15 protein-coding genes are annotated in these 17948 nt (G+C 51.7%); 13 read left to right on the top strand and 2 right to left on the bottom strand.

The genetic code is table 11. The annotated features are described in order from the left end of the window. Positions 1 to 158 precede the first annotated feature (158 nt). Entirely contained in the window at positions 159 to 1919 is a 1761-nt protein-coding gene (gene ycaO / locus OGY83_RS08465; RefSeq protein ID WP_286635686.1) for a 30S ribosomal protein S12 methylthiotransferase accessory factor YcaO, read from the bottom strand. Positions 1920 to 2055: 136 nt separating this feature from the next. On the opposite strand from ycaO, the gene OGY83_RS08460 reads away from it, so the two are divergent. The 13 genes from OGY83_RS08460 (at position 2056) to OGY83_RS08400 (ending at position 17028) form a co-directional block, all read left to right on the top strand. After that, positions 2056 to 2748 (top strand): DUF421 domain-containing protein, encoded by a 693-nt coding sequence (locus OGY83_RS08460; protein WP_191227523.1) that lies wholly within the window; start codon positions 2056 to 2058, stop codon positions 2746 to 2748. A gap of 212 nt (positions 2749 to 2960) precedes the next feature. Continuing rightward, entirely contained in the window at positions 2961 to 4049 is a 1089-nt protein-coding gene (gene serC / locus OGY83_RS08455; RefSeq protein ID WP_032942886.1) for a 3-phosphoserine/phosphohydroxythreonine transaminase, read from the top strand. Positions 4050 to 4118: 69 nt separating this feature from the next. Then, positions 4119 to 5402: a 3-phosphoshikimate 1-carboxyvinyltransferase gene (aroA, locus tag OGY83_RS08450; protein WP_191213026.1), complete on the top strand. Its 1284-nt coding sequence runs from the start codon at positions 4119 to 4121 to the stop codon at positions 5400 to 5402. A gap of 171 nt (positions 5403 to 5573) precedes the next feature. Next, a complete protein-coding gene (gene cmk, locus OGY83_RS08445; protein WP_003035772.1) occupies positions 5574 to 6257 on the top strand; it encodes a (d)CMP kinase in 684 nt (227 codons plus the stop codon). A 113-nt stretch (positions 6258 to 6370) separates the two neighbouring features. Beyond that, entirely contained in the window at positions 6371 to 8044 is a 1674-nt protein-coding gene (gene rpsA / locus OGY83_RS08440; protein ID WP_003035776.1) for a 30S ribosomal protein S1, read from the top strand. Between the two features lie 159 nt (positions 8045 to 8203). Continuing rightward, on the top strand, positions 8204 to 8488 hold the full coding sequence (gene ihfB / locus OGY83_RS08435) for an integration host factor subunit beta (protein WP_003035780.1): 285 nt from the start codon (positions 8204 to 8206) through the stop codon (positions 8486 to 8488). A 206-nt stretch (positions 8489 to 8694) separates the two neighbouring features. Continuing rightward, a complete protein-coding gene (locus OGY83_RS08430; protein ID WP_286635685.1) occupies positions 8695 to 10959 on the top strand; it encodes a ComEC family protein in 2265 nt (754 codons plus the stop codon). 36 nt (positions 10960 to 10995) lie between these two features. Next, entirely contained in the window at positions 10996 to 12744 is a 1749-nt protein-coding gene (msbA, locus tag OGY83_RS08425; protein WP_079936786.1) for a lipid A ABC transporter ATP-binding protein/permease MsbA, read from the top strand. Next, positions 12741 to 13718 carry a tetraacyldisaccharide 4'-kinase gene (lpxK, locus tag OGY83_RS08420; protein ID WP_286635684.1) on the top strand — a complete coding sequence of 326 codons (978 nt, stop codon included), beginning with the start codon at positions 12741 to 12743 and terminating at the stop codon, positions 13716 to 13718. The genes msbA and lpxK overlap by 4 nt, the downstream gene beginning before the upstream one ends. A 41-nt stretch (positions 13719 to 13759) precedes the next feature. Further along, positions 13760 to 14992, top strand: coding sequence for a winged helix-turn-helix domain-containing protein (locus tag OGY83_RS08415; RefSeq protein WP_286635683.1), 1233 nt, complete (start codon positions 13760 to 13762; stop codon positions 14990 to 14992). A gap of 51 nt (positions 14993 to 15043) precedes the next feature. After that, the gene (gene ycaR / locus OGY83_RS08410) at positions 15044 to 15226 is read left to right on the top strand and encodes a protein YcaR (protein ID WP_003035793.1); all 183 of its coding nucleotides are present in this window, start codon (positions 15044 to 15046) and stop codon (positions 15224 to 15226) included. After that, positions 15223 to 15969 carry a 3-deoxy-manno-octulosonate cytidylyltransferase gene (gene kdsB / locus OGY83_RS08405; RefSeq protein WP_003831932.1) on the top strand — a complete coding sequence of 249 codons (747 nt, stop codon included), beginning with the start codon at positions 15223 to 15225 and terminating at the stop codon, positions 15967 to 15969. The genes ycaR and kdsB overlap by 4 nt, the downstream gene beginning before the upstream one ends. 165 nt (positions 15970 to 16134) lie before the next feature. Further along, complete coding sequence (locus tag OGY83_RS08400; RefSeq protein WP_079936783.1) at positions 16135 to 17028, top strand: YcbJ family phosphotransferase; 894 nt, start codon at positions 16135 to 16137, stop codon at positions 17026 to 17028. A 116-nt stretch (positions 17029 to 17144) separates the two neighbouring features. Here the strand turns inward: OGY83_RS08400 and elyC are convergent, their stop codons facing one another. After that, on the bottom strand, positions 17145 to 17909 hold the full coding sequence (gene elyC / locus OGY83_RS08395) for an envelope biogenesis factor ElyC (RefSeq protein WP_286635682.1): 765 nt from the start codon (positions 17907 to 17909) through the stop codon (positions 17145 to 17147). Positions 17910 to 17948: the final 39 nt, after the last annotated feature.

Below are 17948 nucleotides of genomic sequence, written 5' to 3'. Positions count from 1 at the left end.
CATTAATAAGCTAAATTTTTTAATATCAACTACTAATATTTAACCTTGTTTTTACATTTATTTTTTGATTTGACCAAAATAAAAAACAGGGCGCTTTAAGCGCCCCGTAATATAGCCCAGACAATACATTTAGCCTACTCGAGGCAAGTTGTTTGTCACTATTTTGACCAGTGTGCAGCTTTCGCGCGTTGCAATTTCTCATAGGCTTTCAGCAGAGACTGATGTGCCGGGAATGCGTGCAGATCGCTGTCTACTGGCTGAAGTCCATAAAATGGCGCTTCACCACTCAGTGCCGCACTTGCCGCTTCAACTGCCTCTGCGCCGTACATGCGGACAAATGCGTTCAGATATTGCAGCGGCTGACGGTCTTCTTCCTGAGACAGCAGCAACAATGTTTGCAGGCAGCGATAGTAGTTTGCACGTTCCGCGCTAAAGACGGAGGCGTTAAATTCCATCGTCCATTCTGTCCACACCAGTGCCTGTTCCAGGTCGCCACCGGCCAGCGCCAGCATTACTTTAAGCTCGCCAATGCGCAGGGTGTACCAACCGTTATCCGCACCGGTCGCCAGGCCGAGCAGCTCGCGCACGCGGGTGAAGTCGTCAAAACCTTCTTCATCCAACTGTTCAATCAGATTGAGATAGTCTTCTTTATCCCACTCACTGCCTGGCAGAGAGAGAATGGTGTCACGTAGATGGGCGGCCATGGCGTTGTTGGCTAACCACAGATCTTCTGCCGGATAGATGTCAGACATTCCCGGAACAATAATGCGGCACGCGTAAACGCCCAGGTGCTCATAGTCAGCGATATACACTTCTTTATCTTCAGCATTGAAGATGGCCATCAGGGTGGCGAACTCTTCTTCCGTGGTGCCGGAGAAATTCCAGTCAACGAACGGATAGTCGGCATCCTGCTTGAACAGATCCCAGGAGATCAGACCGCTGGAATCGATGAAGTGAGTTTCAAGGTTGGTATGTTCTGCCACTTCCTCATCGTCGAAGGTCGGTGGGGTGAAGACATCAAGATCCTTCAGACCACGGCCCTGCAGCAGTTCAGTCACGGTACGCTCCAGCGCAACGCCGAAATCCGGGTGTGCGCCGAAGGAGGCAAAGCAGGTACCGTTGGCCGGGTTGAACAGGACAACGCAAATCACTGGGTACTTGCCGCCCAGCGAGCCATCATAGGCAAAAATTGGGAAACCTTCTGCTTCCAGTGTGGCGATGGACTCCACCACTGCCGGATAGCGCGCCATCACCTCGGCCGGGATTTCCGGCAGGCTGATGCTTTCGGCGATAATGCGGTTCTTCACATGGCGCTCAAAGACTTCAGACAGACCCTGAACGCGAGCTTCGTTAGGCGTGTTACCTGCAGACATGCCGTTAGAAACATACAGGTTGCCGATAATATTCATCGGAATGTAGACGGTCTGGTTATCCGACTGGCGGGTAAACGGCAGGCCGCAGACGCCACGCTCTTCATTACCAGACTGCAGATCGATAAGCATGCTGCCGGTCAGTTCGTTATCTGGATCGTAAAACGCACGCAGACGTGTATCCAGTAAACCTTCTGGAACATCGTCTTCTTCAGTCAGCGGGAACCATTTTTCGTTCGGGTAATGTACGAACGGGCCATTGGCGATAGTTTCGCCCAGCCAGAAATCCGCAAAGAAGTAGTTAGTCGACAGACGCTCAAAGTATTCGCCCAGCGCAGAAGCCAGCGCCGCTTTTTTTGTCGCGCCTTTACCGTTGGTGAAGCACAGCGCGCATTCTTTGTCGCGAATATGTACAGACCAGACGTTAGGGACGGGATTCAACCACGAAGCTTCTTCAATTTGAAAACCGAGGTCGAGCAATTTTTGCTGGAAGCGTGCGATGGAGTCTTCCAGAGCGGCATCTTTGCCGGGGATAAATGTTTGCGTCATGAAAATCACTTTTGTCGTACGGAAAGCGCGCAATGATACGGGTTTTCAATGAATGGCGCTATCGTCGCCGGAGCCCATGCGTAAATAAAAGCATTGGCTATGCTTTCTTACAGCCAACCACGTTTAGAGCATACTAATGAAAGCTTTCGATTTACACCGTATGGCGCTTGATAAGGTGCCCATGGATTTTCTTGGGGAAGTTGCGCTACGCAGCCTTTACACCTTTATATTGGTTTTTCTGTTTTTAAAAATCACCGGACGGCGCGGCGTACGCCAGATGTCGCTTTTTGAAGTGCTGATCATCCTTACGCTGGGTTCTGCAGCGGGAGACGTGGCATTCTATGACGATGTCCCGCTGCTGCCGGTGCTGGTGGTCTTTATTACTCTTGCTGTGCTGTATCGGCTGGTGATGTGGCTGATGGCGCATAGTGAAAAAATGGAGGACCTGCTGGAGGGCAAACCTGTTGTGATCATTGAGGACGGTGAGCTGGCATGGTCAAAGCTCAATAGCGCCAATATGACGGAATTTGAATTCTTTATGGAATTACGTTTGAACGGCGTGGAGCAATTGGGACAGGTGAAACTGGCCATTCTGGAAACGAATGGGCAAATCAGCGTCTACTTTTTTGCCGATGAAGACGTAAAGCCGGGGCTCAGTATTCTGCCTAAACGTTGTACGCAACGATTTAAAGTAATACCTGAAGCAGGGGACTATGCCTGCATACGTTGTAGCGAAGTGGTGCAAATGAATGCCGGAGATCATCAATTATGTCCGCGCTGTGCAAATCCAGAATGGTCGAAGGCCAGTCGGGCAAAACGGGTTACCTGACAGCGAAAATCTCGGTTTTTACCCGTCAATCCGATAGATTCTGTTGTGTGACCGATGACACATTTTTACCCTTGCCAGTTTTACCCATTGCGGCGCGTGTCACTGAATGATAAAACCGATATCCACAGGAATAACTTATACCAATGTCTGTCACCGGATTATCGTCAATGACAGGATGTTGATTGGACAACAACACAACGTGGTGAGGGGAAATGGCTCAGGTCTTCAATTTTAGTTCAGGTCCGGCAATGTTACCGGCAGAAGTACTTAAACTGGCTCAACAGGATCTTTGTGACTGGAACGGTCTTGGCACGTCAGTGATGGAAATTAGCCACCGTGGCAAAGAATTCATCCAGGTAGCAGAGGAAGCGGAGCAGGATTTTCGCGATCTTCTCAGCATCCCCTCCAACTATAAAGTGTTGTTCTGCCATGGCGGTGGTCGCGGGCAGTTCGCGGGTATCCCGTTAAATATTCTGGGCGATAAAACCACCGCGGATTACGTCGATGCCGGTTATTGGGCCGCCAGTGCAATTAAAGAAGCGAAAAAATACTGCACGCCAAACGTTATTGATGCCAAAGTCACCGTGGACGGCTTGCGTGCTGTTAAGCCGATGAGTGAATGGCAGCTTTCTGATAACGCGGCGTACCTGCACTATTGTCCGAACGAAACCATCGATGGTATTGCGATCGATGAAACGCCGAATTTTGCCAGCAATGTAGTGGTCACGGCGGATCTGTCCTCTACCATTCTTTCCGCACCGCTTGACGTTAGCCGTTATGGCGTAATTTATGCCGGGGCACAGAAAAACATCGGTCCGGCCGGCCTGACGATTGTCATCGTCCGTGAAGATTTGCTGGGTAAAGCTCATGTCTCATGCCCGTCAATCCTCGACTATACCGTGCTGAATGACAACGATTCCATGTTCAATACGCCGCCAACCTTTGCCTGGTATCTGTCTGGCCTGGTCTTTAAATGGCTGAAAAAGCAGGGCGGTGTTAATGCGATGGATAAAATTAACCAGCAAAAAGCGGAACTGCTATACGGCGTAATCGATAACAGTGATTTCTACCGTAACGATGTGGCGAAATCCAACCGTTCACGCATGAACGTACCGTTCCAGCTGGCTGACAGTGCATTGGATAAACTGTTCCTGGAAGAGTCTTTTGCTGCGGGCCTGCACGCGCTGAAAGGGCATCGTGTGGTCGGCGGTATGCGTGCGTCCATCTACAATGCAATGCCGCTTGAAGGTGTTAAAGCACTGACCGATTTCATGGTCGATTTCGAACGCCGCCGCGGCTAATCTGCTGTACTTTTCATCCCCACAGCCCGTCTGTGGGGTTTTTATGTCTGTTTTTGAGAGTCGAGTTTCATGGAATCCCTGACGTTACAACCCATTGCGCGGGTGGATGGCACCATCAATCTGCCTGGATCCAAAAGTGTTTCTAACCGCGCTTTGCTGCTGGCTGCATTAGCCAATGGCACCACTGTCCTGACCAATCTGCTGGACAGCGATGATGTTCGCCATATGCTCAATGCTCTGAATGCGTTAGGGATTAGCTATACCCTTTCTGCCGATCGTACCCGCTGCGAGATAATTGGCAATGGTGGTGCGTTGCACGCAGAAGGTGCAGTTGAGCTGTTCCTTGGCAACGCCGGAACCGCAATGCGCCCGCTGGCCGCAGCGTTATGTCTGGGCAGCAATGACATCGTGCTGACGGGCGAACCGCGCATGAAAGAGCGCCCGATCGGCCATCTGGTTGATGCGCTGCGCCAGGGCGGAGCCAAAATTGACTATCTGGAGCAGGAAAACTATCCACCTTTACGTCTGCGCGGTGGCTTTACCGGAGGCCAGGTTGAGGTAGACGGTAGCGTTTCCAGCCAGTTCCTCACTGCGCTGCTGATGACTGCGCCGCTGGCGCCGCAGGATACGACGATCGCAATTAAAGGTGACCTGGTATCCAAACCTTACATTGATATCACACTGAACCTGATGAAAACGTTTGGTGTTGAAATTGAAAATCAAAACTACCAGCGCTTTGTCGTGAAGGGGCAGCAGCAGTATCAGTCACCGGGTGCATACCTGGTTGAAGGCGATGCTTCTTCCGCTTCCTATTTCCTCGCGGCGGGCGCCATTAAAGGTGGCACGGTAAAAGTTACCGGGATTGGCCGCAACAGCATGCAGGGTGATATTCGTTTTGCTGATGTACTGGAAAAAATGGGTGCGACCATTACATGGGGCGACGATTTCATTGCCTGTACTCACGGCGAGTTGAACGCAGTGGATATGGATATGAACCATATTCCTGATGCGGCGATGACCATTGCAACGGCGGCGCTGTTTGCGAAAGGCACCACGACATTACGTAATATCTACAACTGGCGCGTCAAAGAGACCGATCGTCTGTTCGCGATGGCGACGGAGTTACGCAAAGTGGGCGCGGAAGTGGAAGAGGGGCATGATTTTATACGCATCACCCCGCCTGCAACATTGCAATTTGCGGACATCGCGACCTACAACGATCACCGCATGGCGATGTGTTTCTCGCTGGTGGCGCTGTCTGACACGCCGGTGACCATTCTTGACCCAAAATGTACCGCCAAAACCTTCCCGGATTATTTCGAACAGCTGGCTCGTATTAGTACACCTGCCTGATTTTATTGCCGCACTTTCGGGTGCGGCACATTCTGACATCTCCAGTTGCCTATTTATTCTACACTCAGCTTCAATGATTCTGCATTTTTCACACAAAGATAACGATCGTTGGCGTTGGCGCGTATAATGCGCGGCGTTCACGTTAATGTACGCCCGTTTAAGGAGAAAAAGATGACGGCAATTGCCCCGGTTATTACCATTGATGGCCCAAGCGGTGCAGGTAAAGGCACCTTGTGCAAGGCAATGGCGGAAGCATTGCAGTGGCATCTGTTAGATTCAGGCGCGATCTACCGCGTACTGGCGCTCGCAGCGTTACATCACCATGTTGATGTCACATCTGAAGATGCTCTGGTACCGCTTGCCTCACACCTGGATGTGCGTTTTATCTCAACAGACGGCAACCTTGAAGTCATTCTTGAAGGTGAAGATGTCAGTGGTGAAATACGTACCCAGGAAGTGGCGAATGCCGCCTCTCAGGTCGCGGCTTTTCCCCGCGTGCGTGAAGCGCTTCTACGTCGTCAACGCGCGTTTCGCGAAACCCCAGGTCTGATTGCCGATGGACGTGATATGGGAACCGTGGTGTTCCCGGATGCGCCGGTGAAAATTTTTCTGGACGCCTCCTCGCAAGAACGTGCGCATAGACGTATGCTACAGTTGCAGGAGAAGGGCTTTAGTGTTAACTTTGAACGCCTTTTGGCCGAGATCGAAGAACGCGATTATCGCGATCGTAACCGTGCTGTAGCGCCGCTGGTTCCCGCTGCTGATGCTTTAGTTTTGGATTCAACCCGATTAAGCATTGAGCAAGTGATTGAAAAAGCGTTACAATACGCGCGCCAAAAACTGGCTCTCGCTTAAGTGCGACCGAATTTGCAGTACCCCCGTTGCAATGGATTGACAGCGGGTATGTTAAACAACCCCATCCGGCATGGAGCCAGGTGGACGTTAAATATGAAACCTGAAGATTAAACATGACTGAATCTTTTGCTCAACTGTTTGAAGAATCCTTAAAAGAAATCGAAACCCGTCCGGGTTCCATCGTTCGTGGTGTTGTTGTTGCTATCGACAAAGACGTAGTACTGGTTGACGCTGGTCTGAAATCTGAGTCCGCCATTCCGGCAGAGCAGTTCAAAAACGCCCAGGGCGAGCTGGAAATCCAGGTTGGTGACGAAGTTGACGTTGCTCTGGATGCAGTAGAAGACGGCTTCGGTGAAACCCTGCTGTCCCGTGAAAAAGCTAAACGTCACGAAGCTTGGATCACGCTGGAAAAAGCTTACGAAGAAGCTGCAACCGTTACTGGTGTTATCAATGGCAAAGTCAAGGGTGGCTTCACTGTTGAGCTGAATGGTATTCGCGCGTTCCTGCCGGGTTCCCTGGTAGACGTTCGTCCGGTCCGCGACACGCTGCACCTGGAAGGCAAAGAGCTTGAATTCAAAGTAATCAAGCTGGATCAGAAGCGTAACAACGTTGTTGTTTCCCGTCGTGCCGTTATCGAATCCGAAAACAGCGCAGAACGCGATCAGCTGCTGGAAAACCTGCAGGAAGGCATGGAAGTTAAAGGTATCGTTAAGAACCTCACTGACTACGGTGCATTCGTTGATCTGGGTGGCGTTGACGGCCTGCTGCACATCACCGACATGGCATGGAAACGCGTTAAGCATCCGAGCGAAATCGTAAACGTTGGCGACGAAATCACTGTTAAAGTGCTGAAGTTCGACCGCGAGCGTACTCGTGTATCTCTGGGCCTGAAACAGCTGGGCGAAGATCCATGGGTAGCTATCGCTAAGCGTTATCCGGAAGGTACCAAACTGACTGGTCGCGTGACCAACCTGACCGACTACGGCTGCTTCGTTGAAATCGAAGAAGGCGTTGAAGGCCTGGTTCACGTTTCCGAAATGGATTGGACCAACAAAAACATCCACCCGTCCAAAGTTGTTAACGTTGGCGATGTAGTGGAAGTTATGGTTCTGGATATCGACGAAGAACGTCGTCGTATCTCCCTGGGTCTGAAGCAGTGCAAAAACAACCCATGGCAGCAGTTCGCGGAAACCCACAACAAGGGCGACCGTGTTGAAGGTAAAATCAAGTCTATCACTGACTTCGGTATCTTCATCGGCCTGGACGGCGGCATCGACGGCCTGGTTCACCTGTCTGACATCTCCTGGAACGTTGCAGGCGAAGAAGCAGTTCGTGAATACAAAAAAGGCGACGAAATCGCAGCAGTTGTTCTGCAGGTTGACGCAGAGCGTGAGCGTATCTCTCTGGGCGTTAAACAGCTCGCAGAAGATCCGTTCAACAACTGGGTTGCACTGAACAAGAAAGGCGCAATCGTAAACGGTAAAGTCACTGCAGTTGACGCTAAAGGCGCAACCGTAGAACTGGCTGACGGCGTTGAAGGTTACCTGCGCGCTTCTGAAGCTTCACGTGACCGCGTTGAAGATGCAACTCTGGTTCTGAGCGTAGGCGACGACGTTGAAGCTAAATTCACCGGCGTTGATCGTAAGAACCGTGCAATCAGCCTGTCTGTTCGTGCTAAAGACGAAGCTGATGAGAAAGATGCAATCGCAACTGTTAACAAACAGGAAGATGCTAACTTCTCTAACAACGCAATGGCTGAAGCTTTCAAAGCAGCTAAAGGCGAGTAATATCGAGTGCTCTAAATCCTTTGTGCTGTTAACGGCACAAAGGGTAACGAGTAGCTTGACAGATTACAGGATTCGTCCTGTAATCAATGACAAAGGGCGGCTACGGCCGCCCTTAATCAATGCAGCAGCTAATTATGCCTTTAAGGAACCGGAGGAATCATGACCAAGTCAGAATTGATTGAAAGACTTGCAACCCAGCAACCTCATATTCCCGCGAAAGCGGTTGAAGATGCAGTTAAAGAGATGCTGGAACATATGGCCTCGACTCTTGCGCAGGGCGAGCGTATTGAAATCCGCGGTTTCGGCAGCTTCTCTTTGCATTACCGCGCACCACGCACCGGACGTAATCCGAAGACCGGCGATAAAGTGGATCTGGAAGGGAAATACGTTCCGCACTTTAAACCAGGTAAAGAACTGCGCGATCGCGCCAATATTTACGGTTAAGTTTTTAGCGAGACTTAACGCCGAGAAAAGCACCCAAATGGGTGCTTTTTTCATTTCTGTCCGCCCATCCTGGAATCTTCATCCCAGTTAATTTGTGCGTTACAACCACCACTAAATGTCTGCGGAACTCAGGTCGTATAACGATAAATTGATGCCAGACAACCGTCGAAGAGTACTGCACACTTCCTGTAACAGGGAGGTGATTGATGAAAATAACAACGGTGAGTACCTGTGCATTATTCGGCATTCTCCCACTCATGCTATTACCTACGCTGCCAGGCATGTTGTGTATCGGTATTGTATTTTGTCTGGCATGTCTGCTCTGTTTTCTCCCCCACAAATATATACGTTCCGTCGGAATAACCCTGCTGTTTTTTCTTTGGGGAATCCTGGCCGCGAAAGAGGCTCTGTGGGCCGGTAATACACTGCCTGCGAAAACCCAGCAAGCCATTGTGCGGATAACTGGAACTGACAATATAACAACGCACTACGGCCAGATCACTCACCTTCAGGGGAAACGAATCTTTCCTGCGCAAGGAGTCGTCTTGTACGGGCAGTATTTACCCGGTGATGTTTGTGCGGGTCAGACATGGGCGATGACGTTGAAAGTCCGCGCCGTACACGGTCAATTAAACGAAGGCGGATTTGATAGCCAGCGTTACGCGTTGGCGCAGCATCAACCGCTGACGGGACGATTCTTGCAGGCTTCGGTAATCACACCACAATGCAGTTTGCGTTCGCGGTATCTCACCTCGCTGAAAACGGCACTTGCCGACTATCCCTGGCAGCAGGTCATACTGGGTCTGGGAATGGGGGAGCGCTTGTCCGTGTCACAAGAGGTGAAAACGATTATGCGTGATACCGGCACGGCTCATTTGATGGCAATTTCCGGGCTGCATATTGCATTTGCCGCATTACTGGCCGCAGGATTGATACGTGCTGGACAATTTTTTATGCCAACAAGGTGGATTTGCTGGCAGATGCCATTAGTGGGTGGGATTGTCTGCGCCACATTTTATGCCTGGCTGACGGGGCTGCAACCCCCGGCATTACGAACGGTTGTTGCGCTGCTAGTCTGGGGGGCGCTGAGACTTAGCGGCAGGCAGTGGAGTGGATGGTCGGTCTGGATTTGCTGTCTGGCAGCCATTCTGGTGGTGGATCCTGTTGCTGTTCTTTCGCAAAGCCTATGGTTGTCTGCATCCGCCGTTGCGGCACTGCTGTTCTGGTACCAATGGGTACCGCTCCCGGACTGGCCGCTGTCGCGTGCTGGACGTCAATTTCTGGCGCTGGCGCATCTGCAATTGGGTATTACGCTTCTGCTTCTTCCCGTACAGATCGCAATGTTTCACGGTTTTAGTCTGACCTCGTTTCTGGCTAATTTGTTTGCTGTCCCTTTGGTCACGTTTGTTTCTGTACCCTTGATATTAGCAGGCATGATCGTGCATTTAGCCGGGGCGGTGATGGTTGAATCGAGCCTGTGGTATCTAGCGGATCGTTCTCTGGCACTGTTATTTTGGGAGCTCAGAAGCCTGCCTGAAGGGTGGATCAATATTGATGCACGCTGGCAATGGCTTGCATTTTTACCCGGAATGATGATTATCGCATGGCGACTAAATATCTTGCGTACGCTACCTGTGGTCTGTTTCTCTGTGCTCCTTTTGCTGAGTGGGACGCTTTGGCGTGCACCGCGTACAGATGTGTGGCAAGTGCATATGCTGGATGTCGGGCAGGGGCTGGCGATGGTGATCGCGCGTAATGGGAAAGCGCTGCTTTACGACACCGGTCTGGCATGGCCTGAAGGCGATAGTGCGCAACAGCTGATTATTCCCTGGTTGCGTTGGCATAATCTGGAGCCGGAAGGGGTCATTTTAAGCCATGAGCATATGGATCATCGTGGCGGGTTGCGTTCGCTGCAGCAAGTCTGGCCGTCGCTATGGATAAGAAGTCCGCTGGGCTGGAAAGACCATCTCCCGTGTTTTCGCGGAGAACGTTGGCAATGGCAACGGTTAACCTTCAGTGCGCACTGGCCTGTGCGTGGAAATACAGGGCAGGGGAATAACCACTCCTGCGTGGTTAAGGTTGATGACGGGTATCAGAGTATTCTGCTGACCGGGGATATTGAGTCCCCCGCTGAACAAAAAATGCTAAGTCACTATTGGCAGCACCTTCAGTCGACGGTGATGCAGGTTCCGCATCATGGCAGCAATACCTCATCATCATTAGCATTGATTCAGCGGGTCGGCGGACAGGCCGCGTTGGCCTCCGCATCCCGTTACAATGCCTGGCGTCTGCCATCCTGGAAAGTGAAGCAACGTTATCGGCAACAAAACTATCAGTGGCTGGATACACCACATCAGGGGCAGATTACGCTGGATTTTTACCAAAAAAACTGGCGAATACGCAGCATGCGGGATCAGATTTTACCTCGTTGGTATCATCAGTGGTTTGGCGTGTCGGAGGATAACGGGTAGAATATGCGGCTATTCTAACAAATGCTGGTTTTTTGAATGCATAACGATAAAGATCTCTCTACGTGGCAGACGTTTCGCCGACTATGGCCAACCATAGCGCCTTTTAAATCGGGTCTGATCGTGGCGGGTATAGCGTTAGTCCTTAACGCGGCCAGCGATACCTTCATGTTATCGCTCCTTAAGCCATTACTGGATGATGGTTTTGGTAAAACTGATCGCTCGGTGCTGCTGTGGATGCCACTGGTGGTCATTGGGCTGATGATAGTTCGTGGCTTAACCAGCTATGTCTCCAGCTACTGTATCTCATGGGTGTCAGGCAAAGTGGTTATGACCATGCGCCGCCGCCTGTTTGGCCATATGATGGGCATGCCCGTCTCATTTTTTGATAAACAGTCTACAGGGACATTGTTATCGCGTATTACCTATGATTCAGAGCAGGTTGCGTCATCGTCTTCCGGCGCGCTGATAACCGTGGTACGTGAAGGGGCCTCAATCATTGGCCTGTTTATCATGATGTTCTATTACAGCTGGCAGCTGTCACTGATCCTGATTGTACTGGCGCCAATTGTGTCAGTGGCAATCCGTGTAGTTTCCAAGCGCTTTCGCAGCATCAGTAAAAACATGCAAAACACCATGGGGCAGGTTACGACCAGTGCGGAGCAGATGCTGAAAGGCCACAAAGAAGTTCTGATTTTTGGTGGTCAGGAAGTCGAAACCAAGCGCTTTGATAAGGTTAGCAACAAGATGCGTTTGCAGGGCATGAAGATGGTTTCTGCTTCTTCTATCTCCGACCCTATCATCCAGTTGATAGCGTCTCTGGCGCTGGCCTTTGTGTTATATGCGGCCAGCTTCCCAAGCATAATGGAAAACCTGACAGCAGGGACTATTACGGTTGTCTTCTCCTCAATGATCGCATTAATGCGTCCGTTGAAATCGCTGACCAACGTCAACGCGCAGTTCCAGCGCGGTATGGCGGCATGCCAGACCTTATTTACGATTCTGGATAGCGAGCAGGAGAAAGATGAAGGTAAACGCGTTATCGAACGTGCTACTGGCGATCTTGAGTTCCGCAACGTGACTTTCACTTATCCGGGACGTGAAGTACCGGCTCTGCGTAACATCAATCTGAATATTCCAGCGGGCAAAACCGTTGCTCTGGTTGGCCGTTCGGGCTCAGGAAAATCCACTCTCGCCAGCCTGATTACGCGCTTCTACGATGTTGATGAAGGGCAGATTCTGATGGACGGACACGATCTGCGCGAATATACCCTGGCATCGCTGCGCGATCAGGTTGCGTTGGTTTCGCAGAATGTGCACCTGTTTAACGATACGGTTGCCAACAACATCGCCTACGCGCGTACCGATATGTACAGCCGTGAGCAGATCGAAAAAGCGGCGCAGATGGCCTACGCTATGGACTTCATCAATAAGATGGACAATGGCCTGGATACGGTGATTGGTGAAAACGGCGTCCTGCTTTCCGGCGGGCAACGTCAGCGTATCGCTATCGCCCGTGCCTTGTTGCGTGATAGCCCAATTCTTATCCTTGATGAAGCAACATCGGCTCTTGATACTGAATCTGAACGCGCGATTCAGTCTGCGCTGGATGAGCTACAGAAAAACCGTACTTCTCTGGTCATTGCTCACCGTCTTTCAACCATTGAACAAGCCGACGAAATCATCGTGGTGGAGGATGGTCTGATTGTCGAACGCGGAACCCATAGCGAGCTGATTGAGCAGCGCGGGGTGTATGCGCAATTACACAAAATGCAATTTGGTCAATGATCGCACGTATCTGGTCTGGTGAATCGCCGTTGTGGCGATTGTTACTTCCACTCTCCTGGCTGTATGGCCTGGTGAGTGGCGCGATCCGCTTATGCTACAAGTTGGGGCTTAAACGCGCATGGCGCGCGCCAGTCCCGGTTGTGGTGGTCGGAAACCTTACCGCGGGCGGAAACGGTAAAACGCCGGTGGTGATTTGGTTGGTAGAACAACTGCGACAACGCGGGATTCGCGTGGGTGTGGTGTCGCGTGGTTATGGCGGGAAAGCGACTGCTTACCCGCTGTTGCTAACCGCTGATACCACTACCGCAGAAGCGGGCGATGAACCTGTGCTGATCGCCCAACGTACCGGTGTGCCGGTAGCGGTATCCCCGGTAAGATCGGATGCGGTAAAAGCCATTTTGGCCCAACACGACGTGCAGATTATTGTGACGGACGATGGGCTACAGCACTATCGTCTGGCGCGAGATATTGAAATCGTAGTCATTGACGGCGAACGTCGGTTTGGCAACGGCTGGTGGCTTCCCGCTGGTCCTATGCGGGAACGCGCGGGTCGCCTTAAATCGGTGGATGCGACTATTGTTAACGGTGGCGTTGCGCAGCCAGGGGAAATCCCCATGCGACTTGAACCGGGGCTGGCCGTTAATTTACTTACAGGTGAACGCTGTGATGTGGCGCAATTGTCCAATATTGTCGCCATGGCGGGCATTGGTCATCCACCGCGTTTTTTTGCCACGCTGAAAGCATGCGGTGCCAGCGTGCAAAAAAGCATTGCGCTGGCAGACCATCAGTCTCTGACCTACAGTGACGTCAGTGCGTTTGTAGACGCCGGGCAAACGCTGGTAATGACGGAAAAAGATGCGGTTAAGTGCCGGGCATTTGCCGATGAAAACTGGTGGTATTTACCTGTTGACGCACATTTGTCAGGCGATCGGCCTGATGTATTGCTGAATAGCTTAATCTCGCTGACTCGCTAACTGATTCACGCTGCGGCAGCGAATCATTTATGAGGCCATAAATGTCGTTGCCGCGCCTTTCTCTGACGGATGCCCGTCATCTTCACCTTGCTGCTCAAGGTCTCCTGAAAAAAACACGCCGCCGAGCAACACCGGCAGATATTCTCGCGACCATTTCGCGCATGTCGTTACTGCAAATCGACACCATCAATATTGTGGCGCGCAGTCCTTACCTGGTGCTGTTTAGTCGTTTAGGCGATTATTCACCCCAGTGGCTGGACGACTCGCTACAGCAGGGCGAACTGATGGAATACTGGGCGCACGAGGCCTGCTTTTTGCCGCGCAGCGATTTTATGCTGATACGTCACCGCATGCTGGCCCCAGAGAACATGGGCTGGAAATATAAAGCGGCGTGGATGAAAGAGCATGCGCTTGAGATTGAGCAACTGCTCCAGCACATCCAGCATAACGGACCGGTACGCTCAGCTGATTTTGAGCATCCGCGCAAAGGTACCAGCGGCTGGTGGGAATGGAAACCGCAAAAGCGTCATCTTGAAGGGTTGTTTACCGCCGGGAAAGTGATGGTCGTGGAACGGCGTAATTTCCAGCGAGTGTATGATTTAACTCATCGCGTCATGCCACACTGGGACGATGAACGTGACCCACTTTCGCAGGAAGATGCTGAAAGCGTCATGCTGGATAACAGCGCCCGCAGTCTGGGGATTTTCCGCGAACAATGGCTGGCAGACTACTACCGCCTGAAGCGCCCGGCGCTAAAAAACTGGTGCAACGAACGGACGGAACAGCAACAGATTATTCCTGTCGACGTTGAAGGGCTTGGAACTCTGTGGCTGCATAGCCACCTTCAGCCGCTGCTTGAACAGGCGCTGGCGGGCAAATTAACGGCGACACACAGCGCAGTATTATCGCCTTTTGATCCGGTGGTCTGGGATCGTAAACGGGCAGAGCAGCTATTCGATTTTAGCTATCGGCTGGAGTGTTACACGCCAGCACCAAAACGTCAGTACGGTTATTTCGTCTTACCGCTGCTGCATCGCGGACAGTTAGTTGGGCGGATGGATGCCAAAATGCACCGCAAAACAGGTGTGCTGGACGTTATTTCGCTGTGGTTACAGGATGGGGTTAAGCCTGGGGTGACGTTGCAAAAAGGATTGTTCCAGGCGATTGACGATTTTGCCCGCTGGCAGCAGGCAACACGCGTGACGCTGGGATGTTATCCTGAAGGTTTATTTGCTGATGCACGCCATGGTTGGGAAATAGACCCAGCCCTTTAAGCGATTATGTTAATATTTACGGATTCACAATCCGGTCCATCTGGAGGAACTATGGATCATCGTCTGCTTGAAATCATTGCCTGCCCGGTATGCAATGGCAAACTCTGGTTTAACCAGGAAAAACAGGAACTGATTTGTAAACTGGATAACCTTGCTTTCCCACTGCGTGATGGCATTCCCGTGTTACTGGAAACCGAAGCCCGCGTTCTGACTGCTGATGAGAGTAAATCATGAGTTTTGTGGTCATTATTCCTGCGCGTTATGCGTCCACTCGTCTGCCGGGTAAGCCGTTGCTGGATATCAACGGTAAACCGATGATCGTGCATGTACTGGAGCGTGCGCGTGAATCTGGCGCTGAACGTATCATCGTTGCCACCGATCACGAGGATGTCGCTCGCGCGGTAGAAGCGGTGGGTGGCGAAGTGTGCATGACTCGCGCCGATCACCAGTCTGGTACGGAGCGCCTGGCGGAAGTCGTCGAGAAATGTGGTTTTAGCGATGATACCGTTATTGTGAACGTACAGGGTGATGAGCCGATGATTCCGGCGGTCATTATTCGCCAGGTGGCTGAGAATCTGGCGCAACGTCAGGTCGGTATGGCGACTCTTGCGGCTCCGATTCACAGTGCGGAAGAGGCATTTAATCCGAATGCGGTAAAAGTCGTGTTGGACGCTGAAGGATATGCTCTCTATTTTTCACGCGCGACCATCCCATGGGATCGCGATCGTTTCGCCAAAAGTCTGGAAACGGTGGGGGACACCTTTCTGCGCCATCTGGGCATTTACGGCTATCGCGCCGGTTTTATTCGCCGCTATGTTAACTGGCAGCCTAGCCCGCTTGAGCATATCGAAATGCTGGAGCAGCTGCGAGTGCTGTGGTACGGCGAAAAAATTCACGTTGCCGTCGCAAAAGAAGTCCCGGGTACCGGCGTAGACACTGCCGAAGATCTTGAGCGCGTTCGCGCCGAAATGCATTAGTTTTTCTCACGGCACTCCCCCCATATTGAGGCGTATTTTTGGGAGGAGTGTCGTATCGTTGCGCTTTCCCTCCACTTTTCTTTTCATCAATTGATCTCATCCGGGTGACATCTGTCTGCACGACGCTCATTATGAAAGCAGTAGCATTTATGAGGGCAATCTGAAATGGAACAGTTGCGTGCCGAACTCAGCCACCTGCTGGGCGAAAAACTCAGTCGCATAGAATGCGTGAATGAAAAAGTGGATACGGCCCTGTGGTCACTGTACGACAGCCAGGGAAATCCGATGCCGCTGATGGCGAGAAGTTTCACCACGCCAGGTATGGCGCAGCAGCTGGCATGGAAAACCTCCATGTTGGCGCGCAGTGGTACGGTGCGAATGCCCGTCATTTACGGGGTCTTAACCCACGAAGAGCATCCCGGTCCCGATGTGCTACTGCTTGAGCGTTTACGCGGTGTGCCGGTGGAAGCGCCAGCCCGAACGCCCGAACGCTGGGAACATTTAAAAGATCAGATCGTAGAAGGTCTGCTGTCATGGCATCGGCAGGATAGCCGTGGCTGCGTGGGAATGGTGGATAACACGCAAGAGAATATCTGGCCATCCTGGTATCGTCAGCGTGTTGAAGTGTTGTGGACCACGTTAAATCAGTTCAACAATACCGGGCTGACGATGCAGGATAAGCGGATCCTGTTTCGTACCCGTGAGTGTTTGCCCGCTTTATTTGAAGGATTCAATGATAACTGCGTGCTGATCCACGGTAATTTTAGTTTACGTAGCATGCTCAAAGACGCCCGTAGCGATCAGCTTCTGGCGATGGTCGGACCGGGGTTGATGCTGTGGGCGCCCAGAGAGTATGAATTGTTCCGTTTAATGGATAACGCGCTGGCAGAAAGTCTGCTTTGGCAATACCTGCAACGCGCGCCCGTGGCGGAGTCCTTCATCTGGCGGCGCTGGTTGTATGTGTTATGGGATGAAGTGACGCAACTGGTCAACACCGGACGTTTTAATCGCTCCAACTTTGACCTGGCAACAAAATCATTACTGCCGTGGCTCGCCTGACTATCCCGTTGCGGCATTGCCGGATGGCGGCGTGAGCGCCTTGTCCGGCCTACAATTCTGCGCTGAACAAGCAGGACTGATAAGACGCGGTAGCGTCTTATCAGACAACATTTCTGTCAATGTTCCGATCCCTTTAGCCACTGCCAGATTCGCCCCAACGTTTCGTAACCAACACGATCGCTGTGCATCAACCAGACGGGAGAGGGGATCGCGCGCTCCCACGGATTAAGCGGTGAATCAATCGCTAACTGGTTGGCTGGCGCGGGCAGCGGATGTAACCCGGCCTGCTGGAAGAAGATCATCGCCCGCGGTAAGTGTGAGGCAGACGTTACCAGCAGGAAAGGCGCATTGCCGATGGCCTGCTTTACCGCTGCGGCTTCTTCTTCAGTATCTTTGGGGTGATCCAGCGTGATGATATCACTGGGCGGCACACCCAGTGACTGCGCTACGCGGGCTCCCGCTTCTGCAGTACTGACGTTATTGCTCTTTGCCGCAGCACCGGTAAAGATAAGCTTTGATCCTGGGTTAGCACGCCAGAGGCGAATACCTTCATTCAGACGCGGAAGACTGTTGCTGATCAGGTTTGAACTTGGTGCCCACTGAGGATTCCAGGTATACCCTCCGCCCAGCACCACAATGTATTCCACTTTTTGTGTATCCTGCCAGGTTGGATAGCTGTCCTCAATCGGTTTCAGCAGACTATCGGCGACGGGTTGCAAACTAAGCAGTAACAGCGCCAGCCAACTCAGGCTAATACACACTTTCCCTGTTTTTTGAAAGCGGCTAAACCAGAGCAGCGCCAGGCCTATGCCCATCATTATTAGCATCAGTGGCAGCGGCAGCATCATACCGCCAATCACTTTCTTCAGCGTAAAAAGCATCCTTTTTGGTTCCTTTTTTAACCATACAGCAGGGGATCT

It is taken from the genome of Citrobacter sp. Cpo090, assembly GCF_030332665.1.
Lineage (GTDB): Bacteria > Pseudomonadota > Gammaproteobacteria > Enterobacterales > Enterobacteriaceae > Citrobacter > Citrobacter portucalensis.
The sequence above is the reverse complement of the archived record's forward strand: the minus strand, read 5'-3'. Positions and strand labels throughout refer to the sequence as shown.

Bases quoted from the DNA above. Each gene is read 5' to 3' on its own strand.
- ycaO (WP_286635686.1), bottom strand. From the start codon at position 1,919: ATGACGCAAACATTTATCCCCGGCAAAGATGCCGCTCTGGAAGACTCC.
- OGY83_RS08460 (WP_191227523.1), top strand. From the start codon at position 2,056: ATGAAAGCTTTCGATTTACACCGTATGGCGCTTGATAAGGTGCCCATG.
- serC (WP_032942886.1), top strand. From the start codon at position 2,961: ATGGCTCAGGTCTTCAATTTTAGTTCAGGTCCGGCAATGTTACCGGCA.
- aroA (WP_191213026.1), top strand. From the start codon at position 4,119: ATGGAATCCCTGACGTTACAACCCATTGCGCGGGTGGATGGCACCATC.
- cmk (WP_003035772.1), top strand. From the start codon at position 5,574: ATGACGGCAATTGCCCCGGTTATTACCATTGATGGCCCAAGCGGTGCA.
- rpsA (WP_003035776.1), top strand. From the start codon at position 6,371: ATGACTGAATCTTTTGCTCAACTGTTTGAAGAATCCTTAAAAGAAATC.
- ihfB (WP_003035780.1), top strand. From the start codon at position 8,204: ATGACCAAGTCAGAATTGATTGAAAGACTTGCAACCCAGCAACCTCAT.
- OGY83_RS08430 (WP_286635685.1), top strand. From the start codon at position 8,695: ATGAAAATAACAACGGTGAGTACCTGTGCATTATTCGGCATTCTCCCA.
- msbA (WP_079936786.1), top strand. From the start codon at position 10,996: ATGCATAACGATAAAGATCTCTCTACGTGGCAGACGTTTCGCCGACTA.
- lpxK (WP_286635684.1), top strand. From the start codon at position 12,741: ATGATCGCACGTATCTGGTCTGGTGAATCGCCGTTGTGGCGATTGTTA.
- OGY83_RS08415 (WP_286635683.1), top strand. From the start codon at position 13,760: ATGTCGTTGCCGCGCCTTTCTCTGACGGATGCCCGTCATCTTCACCTT.
- ycaR (WP_003035793.1), top strand. From the start codon at position 15,044: ATGGATCATCGTCTGCTTGAAATCATTGCCTGCCCGGTATGCAATGGC.
- kdsB (WP_003831932.1), top strand. From the start codon at position 15,223: ATGAGTTTTGTGGTCATTATTCCTGCGCGTTATGCGTCCACTCGTCTG.
- OGY83_RS08400 (WP_079936783.1), top strand. From the start codon at position 16,135: ATGGAACAGTTGCGTGCCGAACTCAGCCACCTGCTGGGCGAAAAACTC.
- elyC (WP_286635682.1), bottom strand. From the start codon at position 17,909: ATGCTTTTTACGCTGAAGAAAGTGATTGGCGGTATGATGCTGCCGCTG.